General features: G+C 74.8%; 25 protein-coding genes. 10 read left to right on the top strand and 15 right to left on the bottom strand.

Annotated features, from left to right (window positions below; translation table 11 throughout):
• The first annotated feature begins 239 nt into the window (after positions 1-239).
• The 3 genes from ybaK (at position 240) to WIS52_RS09785 (ending at position 3,906) form a co-directional block, all read left to right on the top strand.
• Positions 240-740: a Cys-tRNA(Pro) deacylase gene (ybaK, locus tag WIS52_RS09795; RefSeq protein ID WP_349297814.1), complete on the top strand. Its 501-nt coding sequence runs from the start codon at positions 240-242 to the stop codon at positions 738-740.
• A gap of 93 nt (positions 741-833) precedes the next feature.
• Positions 834-1,634: an SAM-dependent methyltransferase gene (locus tag WIS52_RS09790; protein WP_349297813.1), complete on the top strand. Its 801-nt coding sequence runs from the start codon at positions 834-836 to the stop codon at positions 1,632-1,634.
• Between the two features lie 16 nt (positions 1,635-1,650).
• The gene (locus WIS52_RS09785; protein ID WP_349297812.1) at positions 1,651-3,906 is read left to right on the top strand and encodes a putative bifunctional diguanylate cyclase/phosphodiesterase; all 2,256 of its coding nucleotides are present in this window, start codon (positions 1,651-1,653) and stop codon (positions 3,904-3,906) included.
• Here the strand turns inward: WIS52_RS09785 and WIS52_RS09780 are convergent.
• Positions 3,854-4,546 carry an alpha/beta hydrolase family protein gene (locus WIS52_RS09780; protein ID WP_379612046.1) on the bottom strand — a complete coding sequence of 231 codons (693 nt, stop codon included), beginning with the start codon at positions 4,544-4,546 and terminating at the stop codon, positions 3,854-3,856. The genes WIS52_RS09785 and WIS52_RS09780 overlap by 53 nt on opposite strands.
• A complete protein-coding gene (locus WIS52_RS09775) occupies positions 4,543-5,391 on the bottom strand; it encodes an SOS response-associated peptidase (RefSeq protein WP_349297811.1) in 849 nt (282 codons plus the stop codon). The genes WIS52_RS09780 and WIS52_RS09775 overlap by 4 nt, the downstream gene beginning before the upstream one ends.
• A gap of 35 nt (positions 5,392-5,426) precedes the next feature.
• On the opposite strand from WIS52_RS09775, the gene aroA reads away from it, so the two are divergent.
• From aroA to WIS52_RS09760, 3 genes are read left to right on the top strand one after another with little or no spacing between them, the layout of a single operon-like run.
• Positions 5,427-6,731, top strand: a complete 1,305-nt coding sequence (gene aroA / locus WIS52_RS09770) for a 3-phosphoshikimate 1-carboxyvinyltransferase (RefSeq protein ID WP_349297810.1) — start codon at positions 5,427-5,429, stop codon at positions 6,729-6,731.
• A 3-nt stretch (positions 6,732-6,734) separates the two neighbouring features.
• Complete coding sequence (rsgA, locus tag WIS52_RS09765; RefSeq protein WP_349297809.1) at positions 6,735-7,754, top strand: ribosome small subunit-dependent GTPase A; 1,020 nt, start codon at positions 6,735-6,737, stop codon at positions 7,752-7,754.
• A 13-nt stretch (positions 7,755-7,767) separates the two neighbouring features.
• Positions 7,768-8,607, top strand: coding sequence for a hypothetical protein (locus WIS52_RS09760; RefSeq protein ID WP_349297808.1), 840 nt, complete (start codon positions 7,768-7,770; stop codon positions 8,605-8,607).
• Here the strand turns inward: WIS52_RS09760 and WIS52_RS09755 are convergent.
• Together WIS52_RS09755 and WIS52_RS09750 are read right to left on the bottom strand one after the other, a co-directional pair.
• Positions 8,604-9,110, bottom strand: a complete 507-nt coding sequence (locus WIS52_RS09755) for a DUF6912 family protein (protein WP_349297807.1) — start codon at positions 9,108-9,110, stop codon at positions 8,604-8,606. The two genes, WIS52_RS09760 and WIS52_RS09755, sit on opposite strands and share 4 nt — an antisense overlap.
• A gap of 37 nt (positions 9,111-9,147) precedes the next feature.
• Complete coding sequence (locus tag WIS52_RS09750; protein WP_349297806.1) at positions 9,148-10,590, bottom strand: WS/DGAT/MGAT family O-acyltransferase; 1,443 nt, start codon at positions 10,588-10,590, stop codon at positions 9,148-9,150.
• Between WIS52_RS09750 and WIS52_RS09745 the strand changes: the two genes are divergently transcribed.
• Positions 10,589-11,386 (top strand): TrmH family RNA methyltransferase, encoded by a 798-nt coding sequence (locus WIS52_RS09745; protein WP_349297805.1) that lies wholly within the window; start codon positions 10,589-10,591, stop codon positions 11,384-11,386. The two genes, WIS52_RS09750 and WIS52_RS09745, sit on opposite strands and share 2 nt — an antisense overlap.
• On the opposite strand, the gene WIS52_RS09740 is transcribed toward WIS52_RS09745, so the two are convergent.
• The gene (locus tag WIS52_RS09740) at positions 11,362-11,787 is read right to left on the bottom strand and encodes a DoxX family protein (RefSeq protein WP_349297804.1); all 426 of its coding nucleotides are present in this window, start codon (positions 11,785-11,787) and stop codon (positions 11,362-11,364) included. The two genes, WIS52_RS09745 and WIS52_RS09740, sit on opposite strands and share 25 nt — an antisense overlap.
• A gap of 31 nt (positions 11,788-11,818) precedes the next feature.
• On the opposite strand from WIS52_RS09740, the gene WIS52_RS09735 reads away from it, so the two are divergent.
• Both WIS52_RS09735 and WIS52_RS09730 read left to right on the top strand, forming a co-directional pair.
• Positions 11,819-13,090: an alpha-hydroxy acid oxidase gene (locus WIS52_RS09735; RefSeq protein WP_349297803.1), complete on the top strand. Its 1,272-nt coding sequence runs from the start codon at positions 11,819-11,821 to the stop codon at positions 13,088-13,090.
• Between the two features lie 19 nt (positions 13,091-13,109).
• Complete coding sequence (locus tag WIS52_RS09730; RefSeq protein WP_349297802.1) at positions 13,110-13,397, top strand: antitoxin; 288 nt, start codon at positions 13,110-13,112, stop codon at positions 13,395-13,397.
• A gap of 153 nt (positions 13,398-13,550) precedes the next feature.
• Here the strand turns inward: WIS52_RS09730 and WIS52_RS09725 are convergent, their stop codons facing one another.
• From WIS52_RS09725 to WIS52_RS09705, 5 genes are read right to left on the bottom strand one after another with little or no spacing between them, the layout of a single operon-like run.
• Entirely contained in the window at positions 13,551-13,955 is a 405-nt protein-coding gene (locus WIS52_RS09725; protein WP_349297801.1) for an HAD-IA family hydrolase, read from the bottom strand.
• 39 nt (positions 13,956-13,994) lie between these two features.
• Positions 13,995-14,639, bottom strand: a complete 645-nt coding sequence (locus WIS52_RS09720; protein ID WP_349297800.1) for an NADPH-dependent F420 reductase — start codon at positions 14,637-14,639, stop codon at positions 13,995-13,997.
• A 36-nt stretch (positions 14,640-14,675) separates the two neighbouring features.
• Complete coding sequence (locus tag WIS52_RS09715; protein WP_349297799.1) at positions 14,676-15,440, bottom strand: ABC transporter permease; 765 nt, start codon at positions 15,438-15,440, stop codon at positions 14,676-14,678.
• Positions 15,437-16,435 (bottom strand): ABC transporter ATP-binding protein, encoded by a 999-nt coding sequence (locus WIS52_RS09710; protein WP_349297798.1) that lies wholly within the window; start codon positions 16,433-16,435, stop codon positions 15,437-15,439. Before WIS52_RS09710 ends, WIS52_RS09715 begins: the two co-directional genes overlap by 4 nt.
• Positions 16,436-16,454: 19 nt before the next feature.
• Positions 16,455-17,207, bottom strand: a complete 753-nt coding sequence (locus tag WIS52_RS09705; protein WP_349297797.1) for a MarR family transcriptional regulator — start codon at positions 17,205-17,207, stop codon at positions 16,455-16,457.
• A 176-nt stretch (positions 17,208-17,383) separates the two neighbouring features.
• On the opposite strand from WIS52_RS09705, the gene WIS52_RS09700 reads away from it, so the two are divergent.
• Positions 17,384-18,055, top strand: coding sequence for an Rv3235 family protein (locus WIS52_RS09700; RefSeq protein WP_349297796.1), 672 nt, complete (start codon positions 17,384-17,386; stop codon positions 18,053-18,055).
• Between the two features lie 329 nt (positions 18,056-18,384).
• Here the strand turns inward: WIS52_RS09700 and secA are convergent, their stop codons facing one another.
• The 5 genes from secA to mtrB form a co-directional block, all read right to left on the bottom strand.
• Positions 18,385-21,315, bottom strand: coding sequence for a preprotein translocase subunit SecA (gene secA, locus WIS52_RS09695; protein WP_349297795.1), 2,931 nt, complete (start codon positions 21,313-21,315; stop codon positions 18,385-18,387).
• 220 nt (positions 21,316-21,535) lie between these two features.
• Positions 21,536-22,198 (bottom strand): ribosome hibernation-promoting factor, HPF/YfiA family, encoded by a 663-nt coding sequence (hpf, locus tag WIS52_RS09690; RefSeq protein ID WP_349297794.1) that lies wholly within the window; start codon positions 22,196-22,198, stop codon positions 21,536-21,538.
• Positions 22,199-22,528: 330 nt separating this feature from the next.
• Positions 22,529-23,266, bottom strand: a complete 738-nt coding sequence (locus tag WIS52_RS09685) for a ComF family protein (protein WP_349297793.1) — start codon at positions 23,264-23,266, stop codon at positions 22,529-22,531.
• A 167-nt stretch (positions 23,267-23,433) separates the two neighbouring features.
• Positions 23,434-25,161 carry an LpqB family beta-propeller domain-containing protein gene (locus WIS52_RS09680; RefSeq protein WP_349297792.1) on the bottom strand — a complete coding sequence of 576 codons (1,728 nt, stop codon included), beginning with the start codon at positions 25,159-25,161 and terminating at the stop codon, positions 23,434-23,436.
• Positions 25,158-26,969 carry an MtrAB system histidine kinase MtrB gene (mtrB, locus tag WIS52_RS09675; protein ID WP_349297791.1) on the bottom strand — a complete coding sequence of 604 codons (1,812 nt, stop codon included), beginning with the start codon at positions 26,967-26,969 and terminating at the stop codon, positions 25,158-25,160. The genes WIS52_RS09680 and mtrB overlap by 4 nt, the downstream gene beginning before the upstream one ends.
• Between the last annotated feature and the right edge of the window lie 6 nt (positions 26,970-26,975).

Below are 26,975 nucleotides of genomic sequence, written 5' to 3'. Positions count from 1 at the left end.
TCCTGCTCCGGCTGCTGCTCCGGCAAGGGTCCCCTCTCCAGTGACACGAGCCGCCCGCCGGTGCGGTTCACCGGCGCGAACGACCCGTCGGAGAGTACGCGTTCCCGCCGGCGACGGCCGGTCGCGGACCCGGCGGGCGCGTCCATCACTGCTGTGCACACGGTCGGAACAACGGTGCGGGCGGGGAGCGCATTCCCGTAGGTTCCGCCCGGACGGCGCAGGAGAAGAGGACGACGACGATGGCAGGCAAGGGGACTCCGGCGACGGCCCTGCTGAGCAGGCGGAAGGTCCCGCACGAGATCCACACCTACCCGCACGGGGAGGGCCGGGGCCCCGGTTCCGGCTACGGCGCCGAGGCCGCCGAGGCGATGGGCCAGGACCCGCGGCGGGTCTTCAAGACGCTGATCGCCCTGGTGGACGGCGTCATGACGGTCGGGATCGTCCCGGTCTCGACGCAGCTGGACCTCAAGGCGCTCGCCGCCGCGGCCGGTGGCAAGAAGGCCGTGCTCGCCGTCGTCGCCGACGCGGAACGCACCACCGGCTACGTCGCCGGCGGGATCTCCCCGCTGGGCCAGCGCACGCGGCTGCCGACCGTGCTCGACGCGTCGGCCCGCGAGCACCCCACCGTGTTCTGCTCCGGCGGGCGCCGGGGCCTGGAGATCGAGCTCGCCCCCGCCGACCTGGTGACGCTCACCGGCGCGGTCGTCGCGCCGATCGCGAGGCCGGAGTCGCCCGGCTGATCGACACCCGCCCGCGTGACCCCCGGACCGAGGCCGCGCCCAGTAGGGTCGGGCCTTCGGGGTTCGTCGAGGAACGGTTGCGGGGGAACGGAAATGGAGAGGCCTGCATGGGCTCCCGAGGAGGTCGACATGACCCGGCCGAGCGTGGCCCGGGTCTACGACTACTACCTCGGTGGATCACACAACTTCGAGGCCGACCGGCGCTTCGCCGGCCAGGTGCTCGAGGTGCTGCCGGAGATGGCGTCGGTCGCGCAGGCGAACCGCGCGTTCCTCCGGCGGGCGGTGCGCTACCTCTGCGCACAGGGCGTGACCCAGTTCCTCGACCTCGGCTCCGGCATCCCGACCGCGGGCAACGTGCACGAGATCGCCGCGGCCGAGGTGCCCGACTCGCGGGTGCTCTACGTCGACAACGACCCGATCGCCGCCGTCCACAGTCGTGCGCTGCTCTCCGGTGACGACCGCACCGAGGTCGTGGCCGCGGACCTGACCGACCCCGCACGCCTGCTGGCCGACCCCCTGCTGCGTGCCCACCTCGACCTGGACCGGCCGGTCGCCGTCCTGCTGGTGTCGGTGCTGCACTTCGTGCAGGACTCCCAGGACCCCGCGGGGATCATCCGGTCCTACATGGACGCCACCGTGCCGGGCAGCCACCTGGTCATCAGCCACGCCAGCAACGAGGGCAACACCGCGGCCGACAGCGCCCAGTCGATCTACAACCGGGACCGGTCGCCGAACGCGATGCGGATGCGGTCGGTCGAGGAGGTCCGCACGCTGTTCGGGGACCTGACGCTGCTCGACCCCGGCGTGGTGCGGATCCCGGCGTGGCGGCCCGAGTCCCCGGTCGGGCCGGAAGCGGAACGCTATCCCGGCGTGGCCGGGGTCGCCCGGCTCTGATCTGCGACACGTAGCAGTGGCTGCGACCCCACTCCCCCGGCCCGGTGACCCGCCCCGGGCCGGTGCCCCCGCGCCCGCGGCGCCGTCCGGGGACGTCGAACGCCTCGCGGAGGCGTGGACGGCGGCGATCGTGCACGGGGGCTTCGTGTCGACCGCGCGGGCCGAACTGCGCCGGTTCCTCACCGGCACGGCCGGCCGGGTCGTCGCGACCGTCGACGGGGACGCCGATCCCGGGCTCGCCGCGGGCATCGGCGCCGACCTCGTGGCCGCGCACCTGACCGACCCCGCCGCGCTGCGCTGCTCGCTGGACGTGCTCGCCGAGCACTTCGCCGACCGCGCCCGGACCCCGGACGGCCTGCGCAGGTTCACGGCCGTGGTCGGCGCGCTGTCCGACGGCTACGCCCGCACCCTGCAGGAACGGACCCGTATCGAGCAGGAGCGGATCAGCGCGGCCGCGTTCTCCGCGCGCGGCGTCGCCGAGGCGGCCCGGTGGGCCTCCGAGGCCCGCTACGGCGCGGTGTTCGCGCACGCCCTGATCGGGATCAGCGTCGCCGACGTCGACGGCCGGATCCTGGAGGTGAACGCCGCGCTGTCCGACATGCTCGGCTACGACGCCTCCGAGCTGCTCGACCGCTCGATCTTCGACTTCATCCACCCCGACGACACCCCCGACGCCTGGCCGCGGATCCAGGCGATGACCGCGGGCGAGGTCGACCACGTCCGGCTGGAGAAGGCCTACTTCCGCAAGGACGGCTTCCAGATCTGGACCGAGCTCGTCGTCACGCTGGTGCGGGATCCGGGCGGCTCGCCGCGCTACCTCGTCGCGATGGTCGAGGACGTCACCGAGCGGCACCACCTGCAGTCCCGGCTGCAGCACCAGGCCGAGCACGACCCGCTGACCGGGCTGCCGAACCGGGCACTGTTCTTCCGGCACCTGACCGCCGCGCTCGACGCGCTGAACCGGGTCCCGCCGGACACCCCGGCCGCGGTCGGCGTCTGCTACCTGGACCTGGACGGGTTCAAGGCGGTCAACGACACACTCGGCCACGACACCGGCGACCAGCTGCTGACGACCGTCGCGCACCGCCTCGAACGCGGCCTCTCCCCGGACGGCCACATCGTCGCCCGGATGGGCGGCGACGAGTTCGTGGTGCTCGTGGACCAGTGCGCCGGCGACGACGACCTGGCCGCCGTCGCGCAGCGCGCCCTCGAGGTGGTCCGGACACCGGTGCCGCTGCGCGGGCGCGACGTCGTCGTGTCGGCCAGTATCGGCATCGTCGCCCGCCCGCGTTCGGGCTGCGGCGACTGCCCGGCCGGGCGGTGCGGCTGCGGCGCCGCCGAGCTGATGCAGGCGGCGGACACCACGATGTACTGGGCCAAGCGGGACGGCCGGGACCGGGTCGCGGTGTTCGACCCGCGCCGGCACCGCGCCGACGTCGCACTCTTCGAGATGGCCGGCCGGATGCCCAGCGCGCTGGAGAACGGTGAGTTCGAGCTGGACTACCAGCCGCTGGTGTCACTGAGCGACGGCCGCGTCCGCGGGGTGGAGGCGCTGGCCCGCTGGCGCACCGCCGACGGCGAGCGGCTCGGCCCGGACGTGTTCATCCCGCTCGCCGAGCAGACCGGGCTGATCGTGCCGCTCGGGCTGCACCTGCTGCGGCGCGCCTGCCTCGACGCACGCTCCTGGCTCGACGGCCGCTCGGGCGTCGAGGCCGACGGTTCCCGGGAGTTCGTGCTCAGCGTGAACGTCTCCGGACGCCAGCTCCGCCAGCCCGACGCCGTCGACCGCATCGCCGCGGTGCTCGCCGAGACCGGCTGGCCGGCCGGCTCGCTGCAGCTGGAGCTGACCGAGAGCGACCTGATGTCGTCGGGCGGGCGGCCGATCGCGGCGCTCGACGCGCTCGCCCGGCTCGGCGTGCGGATCGCCATCGACGACTTCGGTACCGGCTACTCGAACCTGTCCTACCTGCACCGGCTGCCGGTCGACGTGCTGAAGCTGGCCGGGTCGTTCGTGAGCGCCCGGGGCACCTCCGACGCGGAGACCGACACCGCGGACGGCCGCGACGTCGACAACCCGGTGATCCTCTCCGCGATGATCGACCTCGCGCACACGCTCGGGCTGGTCGCGGTCGCCGAGTCGGTCGAGACCGCGGAGCAGGCCGCCCGGCTGCGCGTGCTGGGGTGCGACGTCGGCCAGGGCTACTACCTGGCCACCCCGGTCACGCCGGCGGAGATCCCGGCGCTGCTGGACCGGCCGGTGCCGCTGGGGTGAGTGTCGCCGGGGTGAGGTCGAGGGAGGCCAGCCAGGTCCCGACGGTCCCGGTGAGCGCCGCGTGCTGCTTCTTCAGCCCGTGGTCGCCCTCGAGCAGCACCACCCGCCGGCCCGGGCCGTCGCCGGGGACACCGAACCGGTCGCCGCGGCCCTGGATCACGAGCACCGGCACGCCGGCACCGTCGAGCTCGGGCTGCCGGGTCCGCTCCGGCTTCCCCGGCGGGTGCAGCGGGAACGCGAGGCAGAGCACCGCGACGGCGCCGGTCGCGGCCGCCGTCCGGCAGGCGACCCGGGCCCCGGAACTGCGCCCGCCCTGCACCAGCGGCAGGTCGCCGCGCACCGCGTCGGCGACGGCCGTCCAGGCCTCGTCGAGGTGCCCGGCCGGGGCCGGGGCGCGCCGGCCCGCCACCCGGTAGGGCTGCTCGACCAGCCCGACGTCGAACCCGGCGGCGGTCGCCGCGCCGGTGGCCGCGACCAGGTCGGGCGCGCCGATCCCGCCGCCGGCACCGTGCCCGAGCAGCAGCAGCCCGCGCGGGGCCGGGTGGGTGGGCGACGAGGCCGGATGCCGGGTCACCCGGGCCGTCCCGCGCGGGGTGTCGATCTCGAGGACCGTGTCGCTCCCCGGCCCGCCCGGGCTCACGAGAGCAGGTCGAGCTGGATCGGCTCGAGCACCTGGTCGTCGGGGATCCGGTCGAGCAGCTCGGGGCCGTTGTTGCGGACGTTGTTGACCTGCGGTGACACCGGGCGGATGTCCAGGGTGGACACCAGCTCGGGCGACGGCGGGGCCAGCAGCCGGGCCACCGGGACGTCGGACGCCGAGGAGTCCGGCGCGAGCCAGGCGTCCCAGTCCGACGGGGCGAGCACCAGCGGCATCCGGTCGTGCACCTGGGTCAGCGCGCCGACCGCCCCGGTGGTGAGCACGCAGGCGGTGACCAGGCCGTCCGGGTACTTCTCGGCGAGCTCACCGTCCTTGGGCTTCCAGAACTCCCAGATCCCGGCCATCGCGAGGGTGGCGTCGTCGGTGTAGTGCGTGAAGTAGGGCTGCTTGGTCGGCTTGCCCGAGCCGCCCTGGCTCTTGGGCCGGTGCCGATTCTCGCTCCGCAAGCTCCGCTCGGTGTCGTGCCGCTGCCACTCGTACCAGCCGTCCATCGGGAACAGGCAGCGCCGCGACGCCACGGCCCGGCGGAACGCCGGCTTCTCGGTGATCGTCTCCGAGCGGGCGTTCACCATCCGCGCGCCGGCCGAGGGGTCCTTCGCCCAGAACGGCACCAGGCCCCAGCGCACCGTGCGCAGCGAGCGCTCGACGCTGTCGGTGTCGGCGTTCCCGTCCTCGTCACGGGGATGACGCTCGACGACGACGGTGATGTCCTTGGTCGGCGCCACGTTGTAGTCCGCGCGCTGCGCGGACTCGGCGGTGGCGTCGACGGCGCGGAACTCGTCGGCGAGATCGGCGGGGGCCTTGGTGGAGGCGTAACGGCCGCACATGCGTCCCAGTCTTCCACGTGCGGAAAGATGGGGCCGTGAGCAACTGGAGCGCCCCCACCGCCGCAGCCCCGGTGACCGGCACGGTGTCCGTGCCCGGGTCGAAGTCGGTGACCAACCGGGCACTGCTGCTCGCCGGGCTGTCCGGCGGCGCGTGCCGGGTCGACGGCGCCCCGCCCACCCGGGACACCGCGCTGATGACCGGCGCGCTCGCCGCCCTCGGCGTTCCGGTCACGGCCGAGGGCGACACCGTGCTCGTCGACGCGCACGGCGGGCTGCGCGGCGGCACCCCCGAGTTCCCGGCCGAGGTCGACTGCGGGCTGGCCGGCACGGTCATGCGGTTCGTGCCCCCGGCCGCCGCGGCGGCCTCCGGAGCGGTCCGGTTCGACGGCGACCCGCGCGCCCGGGAGCGCCCGATGGGCACCGTGCTCGGCGCGCTGCGCGACCTCGGGGCCCGGGTCTCCTTCTCCGGCGCCGCCGACGCCCTGCCGTTCCTGCAGGACGGCGGCCCGGTCCGCGGTGGTGAGGTGACGATCGACGCGTCGGCGTCGTCCCAGTTCGTGTCCGGGCTGCTGCTGTCCGGCGCGCGCTACGAGCAGGGGGTGACGGTCCGCCACCGCGGCGCGGCCCTGCCCTCGATGCCGCACATCGCGATGACCGTCGACATGCTGCGCGCGGCCGGGGTCGTCGTCGACGACTCGACGGCGGACGTCTGGCGGGTCGAACCGGGCCCGGTCGCCGTACGGGACTGGACGATCGAGCCGGACCTGTCGAACGCGTCGGTGTTCCTCGCCGCCGCCGTCGTCACCGGCGGGCGGGTCACCGTGCGCGGCTGGCCGGAGACCACCACCCAGCCCGGCGCCGACGTGCTGCCGGTGCTGGAGCGGTTCGGCGCGACCGTCACCCGCGACGCCGCCGGCCTGACCGTCACCGGCCCGGACCGGATCGCCGGGATCGACGTCGACCTGCACGACGCCGGCGAGCTCGCGCCCACGGTCGCCGCGATCGCCGCGCTCGCGGGGGGTGCGTCCCGGCTGCGCGGCATCGGGCACCTGCGCGGCCACGAGACCGACCGGCTCGCCGCGCTCGCCACCGAGATCAACGCGCTCGGCGGCGCCGTCACCGAGACCGACGACGGGCTGGTCGTCGAGCCGACGCCGCTGTCCGGGCGGGCCGACCGGCCGTGGGGCGCCTACGCCGACCACCGGATGGCCACCGCCGGGGCGATCGTCGGCCTCGTCGTGCCCGGGGTCGAGGTCGACGACGTGCACAGCACCGACAAGACCATCCCGGACTTCCCCGGCCGCTGGGCCGCCCTGCTCGGCGCCCCCGAGGGACGCTGAGGAGTGCCCCGCCGCCGCGACGTCCACGCGCTCGACGAGACCGACGTCCGGGTCCGCCCCGGCCGGCGCGGGACGCGGCCGCGCAGCAAGCGCCGGCCCGCGCACGCCGACGCCGTCCGCGCGATGGTCACCGCCGTCGACCGGGGCCGCTGGACGTGTGCCGTGGACGCCGACCCGGACCTGCCCCAGGTCGTCGCGATGCGGGCGCGCGAGCTCGGCCGCACCCCGGTCGTCGTCGGGGACCGGGTCGACCTGGTCGGCGACCTGTCCGGGGAGCCCGACACGCTGGCCCGCATCGTGCGCGTCGCCGACCGGGACACCGTGCTGCGGCGCACCGCCGACGACACCGACCCGTACGAGCGGATCGTCGTCGCCAACGCCGAGCGGCTGCTCGTGGTCACCGCGCTGACGGACCCGCCGCCGCGCACCGGGTTCGTCGACCGCTGCCTGGTCGCGGCCTACGCCGGGGGGCTGGAACCGGTGCTGTGCCTGACCAAGTCCGACCTCGCCGACCCCGGACCGTTCGCCGCGCAGTACCGCGAGCTGAACGTGCCGATCGTGGTCACCGGGCGCGGTGCCGACGGCGCCCCCACCGGGCTCGACGAGCTGCGCGCGGTGCTCACCGGCGGGCTGTGTGCGCTGGTCGGGCACTCCGGCGTCGGCAAGTCCACGCTGGTCAACGCGGTCGTCCCGGACGCCGGCCAGGCCACCGGGCGGCTGTCGGGCGTCGGCAAGGGCCGGCACACGACGGTCGCGGCGCTCGCCTTCCCGCTCGACGACGGCTGGGTGGTCGACACCCCCGGCGTCCGGTCGTTCGGCCTCGCGCACGTCGGGCCGGACGACGTCGTCGCCGCGTTCGGCGACCTGGCCACCGCGATCGACGACTGCCCCCGCGGCTGCGGTCATCTCGGGCCGCCCGCCGACCCGGAATGTGCACTGGACGACCTGGTCGCCACCGGCGCGCTGCCCGGGGGCAGACTCGGGGCGTTGCGCCGGATCCTGGTGGCGCTGCACGCGGGATGAGGGGGACCGACAGGTGCGGGAACGGCGAGCGCTGCCGCGCACCCGGTTGCTCCGGTCACTGACCCCGCTGCTGCTCTGCGCAGCGCTGCTGACCGGGTGCGCGTGGGGCGGACCGCCCGGCGCGGACCGGCCGCCGGACGCGGTGTCACTGCCCAAGTACTACGACCCGGCCCCGCTGCTGACCGACGTCACGAACCGCATGCGGACCGACGTCGGCGCGGTCGTCTCGGTGGCCGGCACCCTCGACGGGCCGGGCGGCCCGACCCCGGTGACCGGCGACGGCGCGCTCCGGTACGACGGCAGCGGGCCCGACGCCGGACCCGCCGTGCGCCTCACGCTGCGCCGGGGCCCCGAGGGCGACGGCGGCCGCAGCACCGGGGTCGTGCGCGCCGCGGCCCGCACCTGGCTGCAGCCGCCCGGCGCGGACTGGGCCGAGATCGGCCGGGCGCCGCTGCCCCCGGACGCCGTCGTCGACGCCACCGTCGCCACGAACGTCGCCGCGGGCGCCGACCCGCTCGCCGCCGTCGCCCGCTACCCGGACGCGGTCCTCGTCTCCGACGCCGTCGACGACCAGGTCGACGGCGAGCCCGCGGTGCACTACACCCTGCTGGTCGACCTGGGCCGGGCGATCGAGGCCGAGCCCGACGAGGCGCGGCGGGACGCGCTGGCCGCTCAGCAGCGGGCCGGCAGCACCCGGCTGAGCGCCGAGCTCTGGCTGGACGCCGACCAGCGGCCGATCCGCGGCCGGATCCGCCAGCAGCTGCCCGACGCGGGGACGGTCGACCTGCTGACCCGCTACCGGGACTGGGGCGAGCCGGTGGTCGTCGAGCCGCCGGTGGTCGAGGGCTCCTAGCCCAGCTCGACCAGGAACGCCAGCTCGGACGGGGCGTACCAGGCCAGGTCGTGGTCCTCGGCCTCGCCGACCAGGAACTCGGCGTCCAGGTCGCCCAGGTCCGCCTTGTCCACCGCGCCCGCGGCCTCCCGGACGGCGTGCTCGGCCTCCGGCAGGTCGACGTGCACCGCGGCGATCTTCGCGACCGGCACCGGACCGCTCACCCGGACCGCGCCGTCGTCCAGGTCCGGGCGCAGCGTGACATCGTCGGTGTCGGCCGCGACGACCACCCGCCGGGGCGGGGTGCCGTCCTCCCCGAGCCCGAACTCGACGGCGAGCAGCCGCAGCGAGGCGCGCGCGGCCTCGCTCATCGCGGCGTACTCCAGCTCCTCGTCGTCGCCCGCGGTGTAGGACTCGCGCAGCTTCGGGGTCAGCGCGAAGCCGGTGCCCCCGAGCGGCTCGAAGCTCCCGGTCGACACCGTGCGTGCCAGCATCGGCCACGTCGCGGGAAGGTAGATCCGCACGTCTCGTCGCGTCCTCTCTCGCGGGCCCAGCGCGCAGCTAGGCCCGCAGCGTCTCGAGCAGCTCGTCGAGCGACTCGTTCACCATCCCGGCGAGCACCTCGATGTCACCCATCGCGGCCCGGTCGCCGTTGAGTCCGTAGTAGACCCCGCCGTCGTAGCTGGTCAGGCCGATCGAGACCGCCTGGCCCTTGGCCAGCGGCACGACCGGGAACATCTCCAGCATCCGGGCCCCGGCCGCGTAGAGCGGGAACTGCGGGCCCGGCACGTTGGTGACGACCAGGTTGAAGAAGTGCCGGGACATCCCGGACGCCGCCCGCGCGCCGACCGCGTGCAGGGTCGGCGGGGCGAACCCGCCGATCCGGACCAGCGCGTCGGCACCGACGGCGTCGCCGGTGTCGGTGTGCTCGCGCATCTGGTGGGTCACCTGGTGCAGCCGGACCAGCGGGCTGGGCTCGCCCACCGGTAGGTCGACCAGGAACGACGCCACCCGGTTTCCCAGCGAGCTGCCGGTCGCCGAACTCGGGACGTCGCCCTCGCCGCGCACCGACAGCGGCACCAGCGCCCGCACCGTAGACGACCCGCCGACCGGCTCGCCGCGCGACATCAGCCAGGGCCGCAGCGCACCGGCGATCACCGCGAGCACCACGTCGTTGACGTCGCAGCCGTAGGCGGCCCGGACCTTGCGGTAGTCCTCCAGGTCGGTGCGGGCCAGCCCGAACCGGCGCTGGGTGGAGATCTCGGCGTTCAGCGGCAGGCCGGGTGCCCGGCGGCCCGCGGTGCGGGCCATCGTCAGCACCGTGCCGGCCGCCCGGCCCAGCTTGCCGACGGTGGCCAGCGCGTCCCCCGCGGCGACGCGGACGTTCTCCACCGCCTCGGTCGGCCGGGTCACCGCCTCGCCGATCGCGTCCAGTACGAGCTGGCCGTCGGTCGGCTCCGGCCGCGGCATCCACAGCTCGTCCGGGGTCTCCCGCGGCTCGGCGGACACGTCCAGGATGACCTGGCCGATGTCGATCGCGGAGATGCCGTCGACCATCGCCTGGTGGGTCTTGGTGAGGATCGCGACCCGGCCGTCGCTCCTGCCCTTGTCCCGCGGGCCCGCGGGAGCCAGCCCCTCGATCAGGTACATCTCCCAGAGCGGGCGGGAGTGGTCCAGCGGCCGGGACATCAGCCGTCCGACCAGGTCGGTCAGCTGGTCCTCGCTGCCCGGGCGGGGCAGCGCGGAGCGCCGCACGTGGTAGGTGACGTCGAACTCCGGGTCGTCCACCCACACCGGCCGGGCCAGGTTGCCCGGGACGTGCCGGACCTTCTGCCGGTAGCGCGGCACCAGGGACAGCCGCTGCTCGATGAGCTCGACGAGGCGGTCGTAGTCGAAGCCGTCGCGGGGACGGTCGAACACGGCCAGCCCACCGACGTGCATCGGTGTCGTGGCCTCCTCGAGATAGAGGAAGGAGGCGTCGAGCGCGGAGAGCCGGGACGGCATGGCCGCGATCCTACGTGCGCGTGGGATCGTGACCGCCGTGACCGACCCGGTTGTGTCCCCCAAGGATCGCTTCATCACCGTCTACGGCCGCAAGCCCGTCCTGGAGGCACTCGCCGACGACGGGCTGGACGTCGACAAGGTGGTGCTCGCCGACACCGTCCGCGGGCCGGGCGAGCGCGAGATCACCGGGGCGGCCCGCCGGCGCGGGGTGACCGTGCAACGGGCCACCGCGCAGCGGGTGAAGGTGCTGGCCGGGAACGGGCGGCACGACCAGGGGGTGCTCGCCGACGTCGTCGCCCCGAGAATGTCACCGCTGGCGCCGTTCCTCCGCGACCTCGGAACCCGCCGGCCGGCCGCGGTCCTGGTGCTCGACGCCGTCACCAACCCGTCGAACGTCGGGATGCTGCTGCGCAGCGCCACCGCCGCCGGGCTCGACGGCGTGCTGCTCCCCCGCCGCGGGGTGCCGGCGATCGACCCGCTGGTGATCAAGGCGTCGGCCGGGGTGGCGTTCGCCGCGCCGGTGCTGCGCTGCGCGACCGCGGCCGAGGGGATCGACCTCATGCACGGGGCCGGGTTCTCGGTGTTCGGCCTCGACGCCGGCGGCGACTCGCTGCTCGACGCGCCGCTGGCGCACCGGACCGCGCTGGTGCTGGGCAACGAGACCGACGGGCTCACCGACGCCGTGCGGGAACGCTGCGACGGCATCCTGTCGCTGCCGATGTTCGGCGGGGTGGAGTCGCTGAACGTCGCCTCGGCCGGCGCGGTCGCGGCCTACGAGATGCTGCGACGCCGCTGAGTCGATCGCTGCGCCGGGCCGGCCGTCGTCCACGCGACGACGCCGCAGGCCAGCAGCAGCGCCGGGGCGAGGACCAGCGACTCCGTGCTGCCGCCGACGAGCCCGCCGAACACCGTCGCCCCGACCATGGTCAGCGCCAGCACCCCGGCGACGATCCGGGTGCCCACCGCCCCGCCTGCCGCGACGGCCAGCGCGATCCCGCCGAGCACCTCGACCGCCCCGGTGGCGTAGACCAGCAGCGACGACTCGGGCAGCCCGAACGTCCCGAACCCGGCGACCCAGCCCGCGTGGTCGGTGAACTTCGGGATGCCGAAGTACACGAACAGCACGCCGGTGATGATCCGCACCAGGGACGCGATGACCGGGACGCGCGGGTGCGCGCCCGTTCGCAGGATCGACATCCCTGCACGGTACGTGCCTACCCTGACGTTCATGGTGCGACGTCGCATTCCTCGCCCGTCCGAGCTGGCGCCGCTGCTGCGGCCGGCCCCGTTCACCCTCGACCGGACGGCGGCCGCGCTCGCCCGGGCGGCCAGCATCTCCGACCTGCGACGGCTGGCCCGGCGGCGGGCGCCCCGGGCGGTGTTCGACTACACCGACGGCGCCGCGGAGGACGAGGTGAGCCTGCGCCGCGCCCGTGAGGTGTGGTCCTCGGTCGAGTTCGCGCCGAGCGTCCTGCACGACGTGTCGAAGGTCGACACCGGGCGCGATGTCCTCGGCGCCCGGTCGGCGCTGCCGCTCGCGCTGGCCCCGACCGGGTTCACGCGGATGATGCACACCGCCGGCGAGCGTGCGGTCGCCACCGTCGCGGCCGGGGCCGGGATCCCGTACGCGCTGTCCACGATGGGGTCGACGTCGATCGAGGACGTCGCCGCCGCCGGTCGCGGCGGGCGGCACTGGTTCCAGCTCTACCTGTGGCGGGACCGCTCGGTGGCCCGCGACCTGGTCGCCCGGGCCGAGGCCGCCGGGTACGACACGCTGATGCTGACCGTGGACACCCCGGTGGGCGGCAACCGTCTCCGCGACGCCCGCAACGGGCTGTCCATCCCGCCCGCGCTGTCGCTGCGCACCCTGGCCGACGGTGCCCGGCACCCGCGCTGGTGGTTCGACCTGCTCACCACCGAGCCGCTGACGTTCGAGAGCCTCACCGCCGGCGGCGGCACCCCCTTCGAGCTGATCAACAGGGTGTTCGACCCGGCGCTGACCATGGACGACGTCGCGTGGCTGCGGGAGACCTGGCCGGGCAACCTGGTGATCAAGGGCGTGCAGTCGGTGGCCGACGCCCGGCGGGTCGTCGACGCGGGCGCCGACGCCGTCCTGCTGTCCAACCACGGCGGCCGCCAGCTGGACCGGGGCCCCGTCCCGGCCGAGCTGATCACGCCGGTCGTCGACGAGCTCGGCGACGACGCGGAGGTGCTGGTCGACACCGGCATCCTGCACGGCGGGGATGTCGTCGCCGCCGTCGCGCTGGGGGCCCGGGCGGCGCTGGTCGGGCGGGCCTACCTGTACGGCCTGATGGCCGGCGGCGAGGCCGGGGTACGGCGCGCGGTGGAGATCCTGCGGGGCGAGATCGAGCGCACCCTGCAGCTGATCGGGGTGACCCGGGTCGACGACCTCCGTCCGGAACACGCCCGGCTCCGTGGAGTGACGGACGCATCCCTTCACCCGACCGGAGGACCGTCCCGTCGTGCACGACTGGACTGAGCGGTCCACCATGGCCGCCATGAGTTTCCTGGACAAGGCCAAGGACATGCTCGGCAAGCACGACGACAAGGTCGACCAGGCGGTCAACAAGGCCGGGGACGCGGCGAAGGGCAAGTTCGCCGGTCACGAGGACAAGGTCGACGCCGCGACGAAGTTCGCGCGGGAGCGGACCGGCGAGGGTGACACCACCGCCCAGCAGGGGCAGCCGGGCCAGGGGCAGCCCGGCCAGAACCCGCCGCCGCAGGGTGGGCAGGCTCCGCCGCCGCAGGGCGGGCAGCCGGGCCAGAACCCGCCGCCGCAGCGCTGAGAGAAGCGCAGCGGAACGTGAATCCGCGCTGACAGCGCGCCGGTCCCCTACCGGACCGGCCGAGATCTGACACGAGGCGCCGTCCGCACCCCGCGGGCGGCGCCTCGGCACGTCACGGCCTCGACGGCCGCGCCAGCCACCGCGTGGGGCGGGTCAGCCCGCGGCCGGGACCCCCAGCAGGATCTCCAGCTCGGCGAGCGTCATCCCGGCGGTGACGTGCTGGACGCCGACCGCGCCGGCGGCCACGGCACCGCGGACGCAGACCCCGGTGTCGTCGACGACGACGCAGTCCGCCGCGGTCAGGCCGATCTCGGCGGCCGCCGCGGCGAAGGCCTCCGGGCTGGGCTTGCGGGCCCCGCGCACCGCGCCGAGCAGCACCGTGCCGAACGCCTCGGCGCACTCGTCGGGCACCGCGTGCGCGCCGGAGAACAGCGCCGTCCGCACCCCCGCCCCGGCCGCGCGCCGGGCGTAGTCGAGCAACCGCTCGGTGCCACCGGGCTCGTCGAGGACCCCGCCGTAGTCGACGATCAGGCCGCGCAGGGTGCGTGTCTCCGCCACCCCGGCGACGCTACCGCCCGCCCCGGCCCGGCAGGGTGATCACGCCGCAATCCTGATCCGGAGCGAGAAGTCCCCCAGGCGTCCGGCCTGCTGGACCAGGACGAGCCCCATCCCCTCGAGCCAGTGCGCCTCCGTCAGCTCGCCGGCGTCGAGCGGGCGCAGCCCCAGGCTCGAGACGAGGGACGAGACCGCGGCCTTCGCGTCCGCGTCGTCACCGGCCACGAACACGTCGACCGGGGGCTCGGCGCCGGGCGCCGCGGCGAGGACACCGGCGAACATCGTGTTGAACGCCTTCACCACCCGCACGCCGGGGGCCGCGGCGGCGGCGATCTCCTGCGCGCCCGAGCTCTCCCGCGGGGTCACCAGCCCGGCGAAGGACGGGGCGAACGGGTTCGTGAGGTCGACGACGACCCGCCCCACCAGCGCCTCCCCGTACCCGGCGACGACCTCGGCGGCGCTCGGGTAGGGCACCGCGAGGACGACGATCCCGCCGTCCACCGCGCCGTCGCCGACCGCCGCGGCAGTGGCCCGGCCGGTCCCGGTCCCGCCGTCGAGCTCGGCGGCCACCGCGGCGGCCCGGCCGGCGTCGCGGCCGAGGAACTGCACGTCGTGGCCGGCCCCGAGGGCGAGCGTGCCCAGTGTCCGGGCCATGGTGCCCAACCCGATGATGCTGATGGCTGTCATGGAGGCTCCGAACCCGCCGGCAGCCGGGTTCATTCCCTAGTCGAGAGCCCGCCTCAGGAACCCGCGGATGCCCAGCAATGTGAACAGCGCGATCGCCCCCACCGGCACGAGCAGGCAGATCCACAGCGGCAGGTGCGGGACGTGCGGCACCAGCGCGGCCCGGATCCCCTCGCTGACGTAGGTCAGCGGGTTCAGCGCGGACAGCACCTGGAACCAGCGCAGGTCGTCCAGGCTCAGCCACGGGTACTGCACCGAGCCGGTGAACAGCAGCGGTGTGAAGACCACCGCGAACATGACCGTGATCCGCCGCGGCGGCACGATGGTGCCCAGCGTCAGCCCCACCGAGGCGCCCACCAGCGCGCCCAGCACCATCATCACGAACGCGACGGCCATCCCGGCCGCCGACCAGTCGACGTCGACCATCGCCATCCCGATGGGCACCATCAGCACGCTGGCCAGCAGACCACGCAGCGCGGCGAACACGATCTTCTCGACGGCGACCGCCCAGACCGGCATCGGGGCGAGGATGCGGTCGTCGATCTCGCGGGTCCAGGACAGCTCGAGCACCAGCGGCAGCGTGACGCTCTGCAGGGCGCCGAACATCGCGTTCAGCGCGATCAGGCCCGGGAGCATGATCTCCCCGTAGCCCTCGGCGATGAACCCGCCCCGGCCCAGGACGACCACGAACACCAGCAGGAAGAAGAACGGCTGCACCAGCACCTGGGCGAGGAACGACGGCAGTTCCTTGCCGGTGACGTAGATGTCGCGGCGCAGTACCGCGAGGAACGCGCGCCCGCTCACCGCAGGTCCCGGCCGGTCAGGTCCATGAAGACGTCCTCGAGGGTGGCGCGGCCGAGCCGGACGTCGCGGGCGAGCGCGCCGTGCCGGCCGAGCACGTCGACGACGGGGGCGAGCAGCGTGGCGGGATCGCAGGTCGCCGACAGCCGCAGGGCGACGGCCGGGTCCAGGCCGTCGTCGCCGACGTCGTCGCTCCTGCCCGGTGGGCTCTCGACCCGGACGACGCCGGCCAGCCCGGCCAGCCCGTCCCGCACCGGGTCGATGCCGCCGGGCCCGGGGACCGCGAGGACCTCGACGGTCGCGCTGCCCGGCAGCGCGCGGACCAGCTCGTCCGGGGTGTCCAGCGCGAGGAGCCGGCCGTGGTCGACGATGCCGATGCGGTCGGACAGCTTGTGTGCCTCGTCCATGTCGTGCGTGGTGAGGACGACGGTGACGCCCTCGTCACGCAGGCTGCGGATCTGGTCGTGCACGAACAGCCGCGCCTGCGGGTCGAGGCCGGTGGAGGGCTCGTCGAGGAAGAGCACCTCGGGCTTGTGCATGAGCGAGCGGGCGATCATCACCCGTTGTGCCTGCCCGCCGGACAGGTTGTCCGCGATCGCCTTCGCCTTGTCCGCCAGGCCCATCCGGTCGAGCAGGGTGTCGGCGCGCGCGTTGCGCTCGGCCCGGCCGACACCGTGGTAGGCGGCGTGGAAGACCAGGTTGTCCCGGACGCCGAGCGCGCGGTCGAGGTTCTGGATCTGGGGTACGACGGCGAGCTTCGCGCAGACGGCCACCGCGTCGGCGCGCACGTCGAGCCCGGCCACCCGCGCGCTGCCGGAGGTGGGGATCACCCGCGTCGTCAGCACGCCGACGGTGGTGGTCTTCCCGGCACCGTTCGGGCCGAGCAGTCCGAAGACCTCGCCCTCCGCGACCTCGAACGACAGCCCGTCGACGGCGTTGCGGTCCGCCTTCGGATAGCGCTTGACGAGGTCGACGACCTCGACCGTGGCTCGTCCCATCTCCGTCCCCCCTCGCGCGTCACCCGCCCCGGTGATCCTGCTCCAGCCCGGCGATCACCGCGAGGAGATACTCGCGGACGGCCGCGGCGTGCGCCGGAGGAGGGTCGGGTAACAGGGGGTCGCATCCGGCGGTCCCGGTCACGGTGGCGCGCACGCGGTCCCGCCCGGCGTGGGTGATCGTCACCCGGCGGACCCGCCGGTCACCCCGGTCGACCCCGCGGCGGACGAGCCCGTCGCCGGCCAGGGCGTCCAGCACCGGGGTCAGGGTCGCCGGGCCGACTCCGGCCCGGGCGGCCAGCTCGCGCTGGGCGAGACCGTCGGTGCGGGCGAGCACGCACAGCACGCTCAGCGCGGTCAGCCCCAGCCCGTGCGCGGCCGCGCGACGACGGCGGTCGGCGAGCACCGCGGCCCCGGCCCGGGCGAGCAGGTCGGGCAGGGCGGTCCGCGGTCCCGGCGACGCGGCACGTGGTCCCTCCTGGTCGCCGGGCGCCGGGACCAGGCGGGGCGGGGTGAGCGGCAGCGGCGCGGAGGGCGGGACCGGCCGCGGCGAGATCGGCGGGACCGACGGGATCGACGCGGATCCCGGCAGCCGGCGCGGCGAGTTCAGGGGCACCGACGCGGAATCGGGCAGCGGGCGGCGGGCCGGGTCCAGGCGGACCGACGCGGAATCCGGCACCGGGGGCGGCATCGGTGGCACCGACCCGGAATCCGGCAGCGGGCACGGCGAGTCCAGCGGCGCGGAGACGGGGTCCGGGCGCGGGGCGGCGGGCATCGCGGCAGGTTAGACGCGCGCACGGCCCGGCACGGGCGAGCCGGGCGCGGAACGCTGCGGCTGCGAACGATGCGGCTGCGAACAGTGTGCCGCCGTACGGTGTGCGCGCGCACGGAGGCGCGTCCGATCGCCTCCGGATCCGGCCCCGGCACCACGACGGACCGGACGCTGGACCGGTGACGACGACCGCCGCCCCCGCACCGACCCGCCCGGACGCCACACCGCACCACGGCCCCGACGTCGCGGAGACGCCTCCCGGCCCGGTCGTGGTGCTGGCGGGATGCCTCGACGACGTCCCCCGCGAGCTCGCTCCCGGCACCGTCGTCGTGCTGCCGGGTGGTTTCCGGATGCGGGCGCCCGGCGGCGCCGAGCCGCCCGGCGTCGTCCGGCCGCCCGCGGATCTGCCGATCCCGGTCACCGAGCCGGCGGACGCCGAGCGCGCCCGGGCCCGCGCGGCGGAGCTCGTCCGGCTGGTGGGCGAGGTCCTCGCCGGGCGACGGACACCGGCACAGCTCGACGGTGTCGCCACACCGACGGTGGTCCGCTACCTGCAGGCCGCGCGCCCCGGCTCCCCCGTCGTGCGGCGCGGTCCGGGCGGACCGGCGGGAACGTCTCCGGGCCGGGCCACGCGCCTCGGCTCGACGGCACGCGCCGGGCGGGTGGGTGCGCCGGGCTGTGGCGTGGCCCCGGAGCGACGGACCCGGGTGCACGTGGCACACCCACACCCGGACGCCGCCGAGGTCTGCGCGACCGTCCCGGTCGCCGGACGGCCGCGGGCCCTCGCCCTACGCCTCGACCGCACGGGCCCGGCGGAGCCGTGGCGGATCACCGCGACCCGGTTGCTGTGACGACGGACGCCGGCGCCGCGACGGGCGCGCGCTCGTCTCGTGGAGATCGTCGCCGCGGCACCGCCCGGTGCCAGGGATGGCACCGATCAGCACCCGGGCGATGATCACCGGACGCGCCGCCCCCGCATGGGGACCGCGCGACGCGGCGACACGCCGCCGGGGTCTCGCCGGGGAGCTGCCGCACCCCGTCGGCCATCGCCGCGATCTCCGCGGAGGTCGCGGCAGCGGTCGGCCGGTCGCGGCAGCCGCGTGGCAGGGCGGCGCGGGGCGCGGCGGCCGCAGGGCGCGGCGGCCGCGGGGCGCGGCGGCCGCGGGGCGGACGCTCCGGGTCAGCGGCGGCGGCGGTTCTTGTCCGCGCGGCGGCGCTCCGCCCGGTTCACACCGGCCGGCCCGCCTCCGTTGCCGGCGGGGCCGCCCGTGCCGCGCGGGGCGCCCTGAGGTGCCGCCTGCGGAGCACCCTGAGGTGCGCCCTGCGGGACCGCCTGCTGACGGCCGGTGCGGGAGGCCCCGCCCGGTCCCGGGGCCCCGTTGCCCCCGCGGCGGGCGACACCGCCACCCTCCTGCGGGCCGCTGTACTGCAGGTTCTGCGGTGCGGGGGTGCGGAACAGGTTCGGCAGCACGACGGTGCTCTCGGCCGGTTCCTCGGCGGGAGCCCGGCGCACGATCGGGATCTCGGTCGTCTCGGGCTCCGGCTCCGGCTCCGGCTCCGGCGTCGCGGCGGGCGCCGGCACCTGCTGGACCTGGACCTTGACGTTGAACAGGTGCCCGATCGTCTCCTCCTTGATGCCCTCGAGCATCGCGGAGAACATGTCGAAACCCTCGCGCTGGTACTCGATGACCGGGTCGCGCTGGGCCATGGCGCGCAGCCCGATGCCCTCCTTGAGGTAGTCCATCTCGTAGAGGTGCTCGCGCCACTTGCGGTCGATGACCTGCATGAGGACCTGGCGCTCGAGCTCACGCATCCCGCCCTGCGGCCCGATCAGCGCGTCGATCTCGGCCTCGCGCCGGGCGTAGGCCTGCTCGGCGTCGGCGAGGATCGCCTTCTCCAGGTCCTCGGCGGAGAGCTCGCCCTCGGCGTCGGCGAGGTGCCGCCAGCTGATCGAGATCGGGAAGACGTGCTCGCGGAGCCCGTTCCAGAGCTTCTCCAGGTCCCAGTCCTCGGCGTAGCCCTCCGCGGTCGCACCGCCGACGTAGCCGCGCACGACGTCCTCGAGCATGTTCCGGGTCTGACGCTGCACGTCCTCGCCGTCGAGCACCCGGCGGCGCTCGTCGTAGATGACCTTGCGCTGCTTGTTGAGGACCTCGTCGTACTTGAGGACGTTCTTGCGGATCTCGAAGTTCTGCTGCTCGACCTGGGTCTGCGCGCTCCGGATGGCGCGGGTGACCATCTTGGCCTCGATCGGCACGTCGTCGGGCAGGTTGAACCGGTTCATGATGGATTCGACGACGTGGCCGTTGAACCGGCGCATCAGCTCGTCGCCGAGCGAGAGGTAGAACCGGGACTCGCCAGGGTCGCCCTGCCGGCCGGACCGGCCGCGGAGCTGGTTGTCGATCCGTCGTGACTCGTGCCGTTCGGTGCCCAGCACGTAGAGCCCGCCGGCGGCGCGGACCTCCTCGGCCTCGGCCTTGACCTGCGTGCGCATCCGCTCCAGGACGTCGTCCCAGGCGGCCTCGTACTCCTCGCGGGTCTCGACCGGGTCGAGCCCGCGGTGGCGCAGCTCGTTGTCGGCGAGGAACTCGGGGTTGCCGCCGAGCATGATGTCGGTACCGCGACCGGCCATGTTCGTCGCGACGGTGACCGCCCCGGCGTGCCCGGCCTGCGCGATGATCGCGGCCTCGCGGGCGTGGTTCTTCGCGTTGAGGACCTCGTGCGGTACGCCCTTGGTCAGCGCGCCCGGCACCTTCACCTGGCTGAGCAGCTTCGACAGGTACTCCGACTTGTCGACGCTGGTGGTGCCGACCAGGACCGGCTGGCCCCGGGAGTACTTCTCGGCGATGTCCTCGGCGACCGCCTGGAACTTCGCGGGCTCGGTCTTGTAGATCTGGTCGGCCTGGTCGGCGCGCACCCGCGGCCGGTTCGGCGGGATCGACACCACCGACATCTTGTAGATCTCGTGGAGCTCGGCGGCCTCGGTCTGGGCCGTACCGGTCATCCCGGCGAGCTTGTCGTAGAGCCGGAAGAAGTTCTGCAGCGTGATCGTCGCCAGGGTCTGGTTCTCCGGCTTGATCTCGACGCCTTCCTTGGCCTCGATCGCCTGGTGCATGCCCTCGTTGTAGCGGCGGCCGGCCAGCACGCGGCCGGTGAACTCGTCGACGATGACGACCTCGCCGGAGGTGACGATGTAGTCCTTGTCCTTCTTGAACAGCTCCTTGGCCTTGACCGCGTTGTTCAGGTAGCCGACCAGCGGGGTGTTCGCGGACTCGTAGAGGTTGTCGATGCCGAGCTGGTCCTCGATCAGCGCGACGCCCTCCTCGGTGATGCCGACGGTGCGCTTGCGCTCGTCGACCTCGTAGTGGACGTCCTTGGAGAGCATCGGCGCGAGCCGGGCGAACTCCTGGTACCAGCGGCCGCTCTGCTCGGCCGGGCCGGAGATGATCAGTGGCGTACGGGCCTCGTCGATGAGGATCGAGTCCGCCTCGTCGACGATCGCGAAGTTGTGCCCGCGCTGCACCATGTCGGCGGCGTTCCACGCCATGTTGTCGCGCAGGTAGTCGAACCCGAACTCGTTGTTCGTGCCGTAGGTGACGTCGCAGGCGTACTGCTCGCGGCGCTGGACCGGGGTCATCTCGGAGAGGATCACGCCGACGGTCAGGCCGAGCCAGCGGTGGATCCGGCCCATCGTCTCGGAGTCACGCTTGGCGAGGTAGTCGTTCGTCGTGATGACGTGCACGCCGTCGCCCGGGATCGCGTTCAGGTAGACCGCGAGCGTCGAGGTCAGGGTCTTGCCCTCACCGGTGCCCATCTCGCTGACGTTGCCCATGTGCAGGGACCCGGCGCCCATCAGCTGGACGGTGAAGGGGCGCTGGCCCAGCGTGCGCTGCGCGGCCTCCCGCACCGTGGCGAAGGCCTCGGGCAGCAGCGCGTCGAGCGACTCGCCGTCGGCGTGACGCCGGCGGAACTCGTCGGTCTTGGCGCGCAGCTGCGCGTCGGTGAGGCCCTCGAACTCGGGCTCCAGACCGTCGATGTGCGCGGCGATCTTGCCGAGCCGCTTCACCAGCTTGGTCTCGCCGGCCCGGAGGAGTCGACTCAGGAAGGGCACTGCCGACCTCATTCACGTCGCGGTCTCAGGTCACGGGGCGGGCGTCACGCCACCTGGAGGATGGCTCGGGCCCAGGAGATGACACAGCGAGGTGACACCGCCCCGAGGCCATGGTACGGACCCGCGCCGGGCCGTTCGCGGCGCGGCGGGGGCTCCCCCGCACAGGGGCGCCCCCGCCGCGGCCGGCACGGCGCCCTCGGCGCCGCGGCCCGTGCGCTCCTCAGCCGCCCAGACGGATCACCCCGTAGTCGTAGCCGTGCCGCCGGTAGACCACCGACGGCCGGCCGGTCTCGTTGCAGGAGAACAGGTAGAAGTCGTGGCCGACGAGCTCCATCCGGGAGAGCGCCTCGTCCACCGTCATCGCCATCGCCACGTGGGTCTTCTCGCGGACGATCCGGCCCAGGACGCGGTCACCGTCGTCCACCCCGGCGCCGTCGAACCCGCTCCCGTTCTCCGGGAGGGACTCGTGGTGACCTCTCGGCTCGGGGACCAGGTCGGTGAGCGGCGGAGCCTGTTCCATGAGCGCGACGGCCGAGGCGTCCGCGGCCACCCGCGACGCGTGCACCCGGTCACGGCGGCTGGGCTTGCGCCGGTCGTGGGAGCGACGGAGCCGCTCGGCGAGCTTGCCCGTGGCGAGGTCGAGGGCGGCGTAGAAGTCCGCCGCCGAGGCCTCCGCCCGGGCGACCGCCCCGCATCCACCGCGCCCGGTGATCTCGATGCGCTGACAGGACTTCTGCTGCCGGCGGTTCGGCTCGTGGAGGAGGACGACCTCCATCCCGACGATCTTGTGGTCGTGGCGCTCCAGACGCGTGAGCTTCTCCTCGACCAGACCACGGAAGTGGTCCGGCACCTCGACGTTCCGGCCGGTGACGACGATCTCCACTCGGACATCCCTCGCTTCAGTCGTGCGAAACCCGGGACTCGACGACGGCCCCGGGGGTGGCTGTCGGTCGCTCTCTCTGGTGTGGTAATGCGGTCGAAGTTCAGCGGACGTTAGCGGGAAATCCACCCGTCCGACAGGCCGCTCGCCGACCCGCCGGAGGGACACCCCCTCACCTTCGACCACGCTCCGCGACGACCGATCGGCATCCGGGTGACCCGCTTCCGCGCGGCCGAGTGGCTCACCGGCGGATCGTGACGATCACCGGGAATGCGATCGGGCCACTCGAGACCATGATCGATCCGGTGCCGACACGATCGTGAGTGACAGCGATCACATCTCGCGCGGCCGGGCGGGCCGGGACCCAGTCGACGTCGTCGCGTCGGCGAGCACCACCGCACCCGCCACGTCGACGCCGGAGCCCTCCAGCACCGCACGGCACACCCGCAGCGTGGCCCCGGTGGTGACGACGTCGTCGACGAGCAGCACCGGCTCGTCGGCCGGCGGGAGCTGGGCCGGGCCGCCCGACCGCCGGGGCCCCGCGAGATGCATCGCGGCGGTGAGGTTCGCCGCGCGGGCCGCGGTCCCCAGCCCCACCGAGTCCCGCGCCCGGCTGCTCAGCGCCAGCACGGGCGCGGTCCGCGCGGGCAGCCCCGCCGCGGCGAGCCGGCCCTCCAGCGCCCGGCACAACGCCACGACGTGGTCCCCGCCGCGGGCCCGCGCCGCCCGGGGACGGGACGGCGCGGGCACCAGCCAGAGCCGGTCCGGATCGGCCTGCGGAGGCAGGACCGCGGCGACCACCGGGACGAGCAGGGCGGCCAGATCGGGCCCGAGGTCACGACGGCCGCGCTCCTTGTGCACGACGACGGCGCGGCGCAGCGGGCCGCGGTACCGGCCGGCGGCCGCGACCCGCCCGACGCCGGGGACCCGGACGACGTGCGGTCCACCCGTCGCCTCGGCGCAGGCCGGGCACCATCCACCGCTGCCCGGCGGGCCGGCGGTGCCGGCGCACCCGCCGCAGGTGCGGGGCAGCAGCAGGTCCACGAGTGCCGCGATCGGTCGGGTCGTCATGGCGACGATCCTGACCGCCCGGACCGACGACTCACCGCCGCCGACGGCCTCGCGGCCCGGGTTGTCCACAACCGCGCGAGTTGTCCACAGCCCCGGGTTCCGCCCCTTCCCCCGGAACGCCGGCCCCGGCAGTCTCGACGAGGAGCGGCACGGGGCCGGTGCGGGCGTCAGCCGGGGTAGAAGGGCCGCGCCGCGTTCGACGAACCGAAGGTCTGCCGCCAGGCGTCCAGGTCACCGTCGGAGAAGCTCCACAGCCCCGTCCGGTCCGTCACGAAGATCGGCCGCCCGGGTGCGGCACTCACAGCACGCAACGGGGAGGTGAGGTTCGTGCCCGGCATCTGGTCCAGTACGAGACCGTCGACGGTCACCAGCGAGACGGGACGTTCCGAGTCGGTGGCGACCACGAGCCGTTCGCTGGAACGCCAGTCCACCGCGACGACGTCGTCGAGTTCGTTCGGCCGGAGCTCGCGCAGCGGGCCGAGGGCGACCTCGCCGTCGGCGCCCGGCACGACCGGCCCGACCATCGCGCGGCCGTCGACGACCAGCGCGATCCGGCCACCCTCACGGGACAGCGCGAGATCGCCGATCTCCTCGGCGTCGTCCAGGCGGGCGCTGTCCACCGGGGCCTCGCGCGGCTCCCCCTCGGCCGGCACCGCGACCCGGCGGATGCGGCCGTCGGCGATCGACCAGATCTCGTCGCCGGCGGCGTTCCAGCTCAGGGCGGTGACCTCCGGACCGGAGACCGGCGTGGCGGTCAGCTCACCCCCCAGCGGGCCGGTGAGCAGCCGCTGGGTCCCGGTCTCCTCCCGGGACACGACCGCGATCCGGTTCTCCCGTGGCGATGCGGCGGCGTCGACCACGACGAAGGAGCCGTTGCCCGCCTGCCCGGCGACCGGCTCGATGCGGCCGGCCTCGTCGATCCGGCGGACCCGGCCGTCGTCGACCACGAGCGGGAGCGCGGGCATCCCCTCCGGGCCCGCGACGAGGGCGGCGAAGTCCTCCCGGGCCACCTCCGGCTCGCCGGGGAGCAACGGCTCGCCGTCGGCGAGCAACCGCACCCGGGGAACACCGACCCCGGACAGCGTCATCGCGGTCTGCGCCGCCAGCAGCCGTCGCTCCTGTTCGGACAGCCCGGAGACACCGGCGAGGTCGACCGTGACCACGCCGTCCGTCGACTCGGTGACCGCCGAACGCAGCCGCGTGGTCTCCGGGAACCGCGTCACCGCCGCCCCGGCGAGCCCCGGCGACGGACCGCGCAACAGCACGTCGGTGGCCCGGGCGGCCAGCTGGTCGGGTTCGGCGCTCGGGATGTGGTGCGGATCCGGTACGAGGGTGCCCCGCTCCGGGTCGACGAACCAGGCCGGTAGCGAGCGGTAGTTCGCCCGGAAGTCCGAGAGCCGCATCATCACGCCGGGAGGCAGCCGGTCGATGCGCCAGGTGCCGTCGCTCCGGACGACCCCGATGTCGAGCTCGACCGGGCGTGGGGAGGACTCGAACGCCCCGGCCGGATCGACCGTCCCCAGGCGGGTCCCGCGCACCCGCACGACCTCCCGGTCCGGGCCGTGCTCGTTGGTGTTCGGCGCGAACACCGTGTCGAAGCGCTCGGAGAGCACGGTGAGCGAGGTGCCGTCGTCCCAGGCCGCGGCGGTGGGCGCGAGATAGCGGCGGGCGGAGGCGTGGCGCTCGTCGGGGCGGCCCGAGGCGTAGACGAACCCGCGCACCAGCCCGAGCGGATCGGCGTCCTCGATCGGCCCGTCCGCCACCGCCGCGCCGGCCTCGGGGGTCTGGCGCAACACCTGAACCGACGAGTACTCCGGGACGCTGGCGCACCCGGCCAGCACCGCGCTCCCCGCCAGCAGCGCGGCCAGCACGGTGCGCAGACGGTGCCGGCTCACCGGTCGCCGCCCGGGTCGATCAGGGCCCGCTCGGCCGGGAGCAGCGGTGCGTCCTCGCGGGTCGGCGCCGAACCGCCCCGGAACGGCGGGTCCGGGTTCTCCGCGCGGCCGTCCTCCCGGCGGGAGGTGACCCCGCGCGGCGGGGTGGGTACCGACGACCCGGGACGTCCGCCGCGGGCGCCGCTCTCGTCGGCGGCGGCCGGCGGCCCGAGCGGCAGCGGGGAGGCGGAGATGTGCCCACCGACCAGCCGGGGCAGCGTGAGCCGGAACGCCGACCCGTTGCCGGGCTCGCCCCACGCCTGCAGCCAGCCACCGTGCAGCCGGGCGTCCTCGATGCTGATCGACAGCCCGAGCCCGGTGCCGCCGCTGCGGCGGGCCCGGGACTCCTCGGCCCGCCAGAACCGGTTGAACACCAGGTCGGCCTCCCCCGGGCGCAACCCGACTCCGTGGTCGCGCACCACCACCGCGACCGAGGCGGGGTCGCCGGCCATCGTCACCTCCACCGGACGTCCTTCGCCGTGATCGATCGCGTTCGCCACCAGGTTCCGCACGATGCGCTCGACCCGGCGGGGATCGGCCTCGACCAGCTCGCCGTCGGGCAGGTCCAGGACCAGGTCGGTGCCGGCGTCGGAGGCCAGCCCGCGGACGGCGTCCGCGGCCCGGCGCACCACCGCCGACAGGTCGATCCGCTCGGCACCGAGCTCCGCGACGCCCGCGTCCAGCCGGGAGATCTCCAACAGGTCGGCGAGCAGCTCCTCGAACCGGTCCAGCTCGGTGACCAGCAGCTCCGAGCTGCGGCGCAGCGCGGGGAGCAGCTCGTCGCGGGAGGCGTAGAGCACGTCGGCGGCCATCCGCACCGTCGTCAGCGGGGTGCGCAGCTCGTGGCTGACGTCGGAGGTGAACCGCCGCTGCAGCGCCCCGAACTCCTCCAGCTGCGCGATCTGCGCCGCGAGGCTGCCCGCCATCTCGTTGTACGACTCGGCGAGCCGGGCGACCTCGTCCTCGCCGCGAACGGCCATCCGCTCGTCGAGATGCCCGCCCGCGAACCGTTCCGCCACGTCGGCGGCCTCCCGGATCGGCCGCACCACCTGCCGGGTCACCAGGCTCGCGATCGCCGCGAGCAGGACCAGCAGCACCAGACCGCCGACGACCAGGGTGCTCTGCACCAGGTACAGCGTCAGCTGCTCGCCGTCCAGCGGGAACAGCAGGAAGAACTGCAGGTTGCGCCCGGGCGTGATGATCGTCTGACCGATCACCAGGTTCGTCTGGCCACCGACGGTGTGGTACTGCCGGCTCATCATCCCGGGAGCGAGCTCGGAGCGCTGCTCGTTGGTGACCTCGTCGATCGGGCCCGCGGAGACCACCGGCCCGTTGCCGATCTCGGTCGCCAGCGCGGCCCGGAACTCGCCCACCGCCGAGGAGGCCGCGCCGGAACGATCGGTGTTGGTCAGGTGCTGCAGCGCCAGGTCGAGGGTCTCCTGGGCGCCTTCCCGGTCCGGGTCGAAACCGGAGAGCTCGCGCTCCAGCACGACCCGGCTCACGTCGGCCTGGGCCCGTGCGGCCTCCATCTTGCTCGACAGCAGCCGCTCGGCGATCTCGCTCTGCAGCACCAGGCCGAGGACCAGCACGACCGCCGACGACAGCGCGAGCGTCGACACCACGACGCGCAGCTGCAGCGACCGCCGCCACGACGCCGCGATCAGCGCGCCGAGCTCGTGGGCCTGGGCGCGCAGCGGCCCGAGCGCACGCCCGGCCCGCCGGACGCCGGGCAGCCGGGCGAGGCGGCGGCGCAGGCCGAGCCGGCTCACGGCTGC

The organism is Pseudonocardia nematodicida (assembly GCF_040105385.1).
Classification (GTDB): domain Bacteria; phylum Actinomycetota; class Actinomycetes; order Mycobacteriales; family Pseudonocardiaceae; genus Pseudonocardia; species Pseudonocardia nematodicida.
Note: the sequence above shows the minus strand (reverse complement) of the source record. Positions and strands in the feature narration are given on the sequence as shown.

Bases quoted from the DNA above. Each gene is read 5' to 3' on its own strand.
- ybaK (WP_349297814.1), top strand. From the start codon at position 240: ATGGCAGGCAAGGGGACTCCGGCGACGGCCCTGCTGAGCAGGCGGAAG.
- WIS52_RS09790 (WP_349297813.1), top strand. From the start codon at position 834: ATGGAGAGGCCTGCATGGGCTCCCGAGGAGGTCGACATGACCCGGCCG.
- WIS52_RS09775 (WP_349297811.1), bottom strand. From the start codon at position 5,391: ATGTGCGGCCGTTACGCCTCCACCAAGGCCCCCGCCGATCTCGCCGAC.
- WIS52_RS09745 (WP_349297805.1), top strand. From the start codon at position 10,589: ATGGCCGCGATCCTACGTGCGCGTGGGATCGTGACCGCCGTGACCGAC.
- WIS52_RS09750 (WP_349297806.1), bottom strand. From the start codon at position 10,590: ATGCCGTCCCGGCTCTCCGCGCTCGACGCCTCCTTCCTCTATCTCGAG.
- WIS52_RS09740 (WP_349297804.1), bottom strand. From the start codon at position 11,787: ATGTCGATCCTGCGAACGGGCGCGCACCCGCGCGTCCCGGTCATCGCG.
- WIS52_RS09735 (WP_349297803.1), top strand. From the start codon at position 11,819: ATGGTGCGACGTCGCATTCCTCGCCCGTCCGAGCTGGCGCCGCTGCTG.
- WIS52_RS09730 (WP_349297802.1), top strand. From the start codon at position 13,110: ATGAGTTTCCTGGACAAGGCCAAGGACATGCTCGGCAAGCACGACGAC.
- WIS52_RS09720 (WP_349297800.1), bottom strand. From the start codon at position 14,639: ATGACAGCCATCAGCATCATCGGGTTGGGCACCATGGCCCGGACACTG.
- WIS52_RS09710 (WP_349297798.1), bottom strand. From the start codon at position 16,435: ATGGGACGAGCCACGGTCGAGGTCGTCGACCTCGTCAAGCGCTATCCG.
- WIS52_RS09705 (WP_349297797.1), bottom strand. From the start codon at position 17,207: ATGCCCGCCGCCCCGCGCCCGGACCCCGTCTCCGCGCCGCTGGACTCG.
- WIS52_RS09685 (WP_349297793.1), bottom strand. From the start codon at position 23,266: ATGACGACCCGACCGATCGCGGCACTCGTGGACCTGCTGCTGCCCCGC.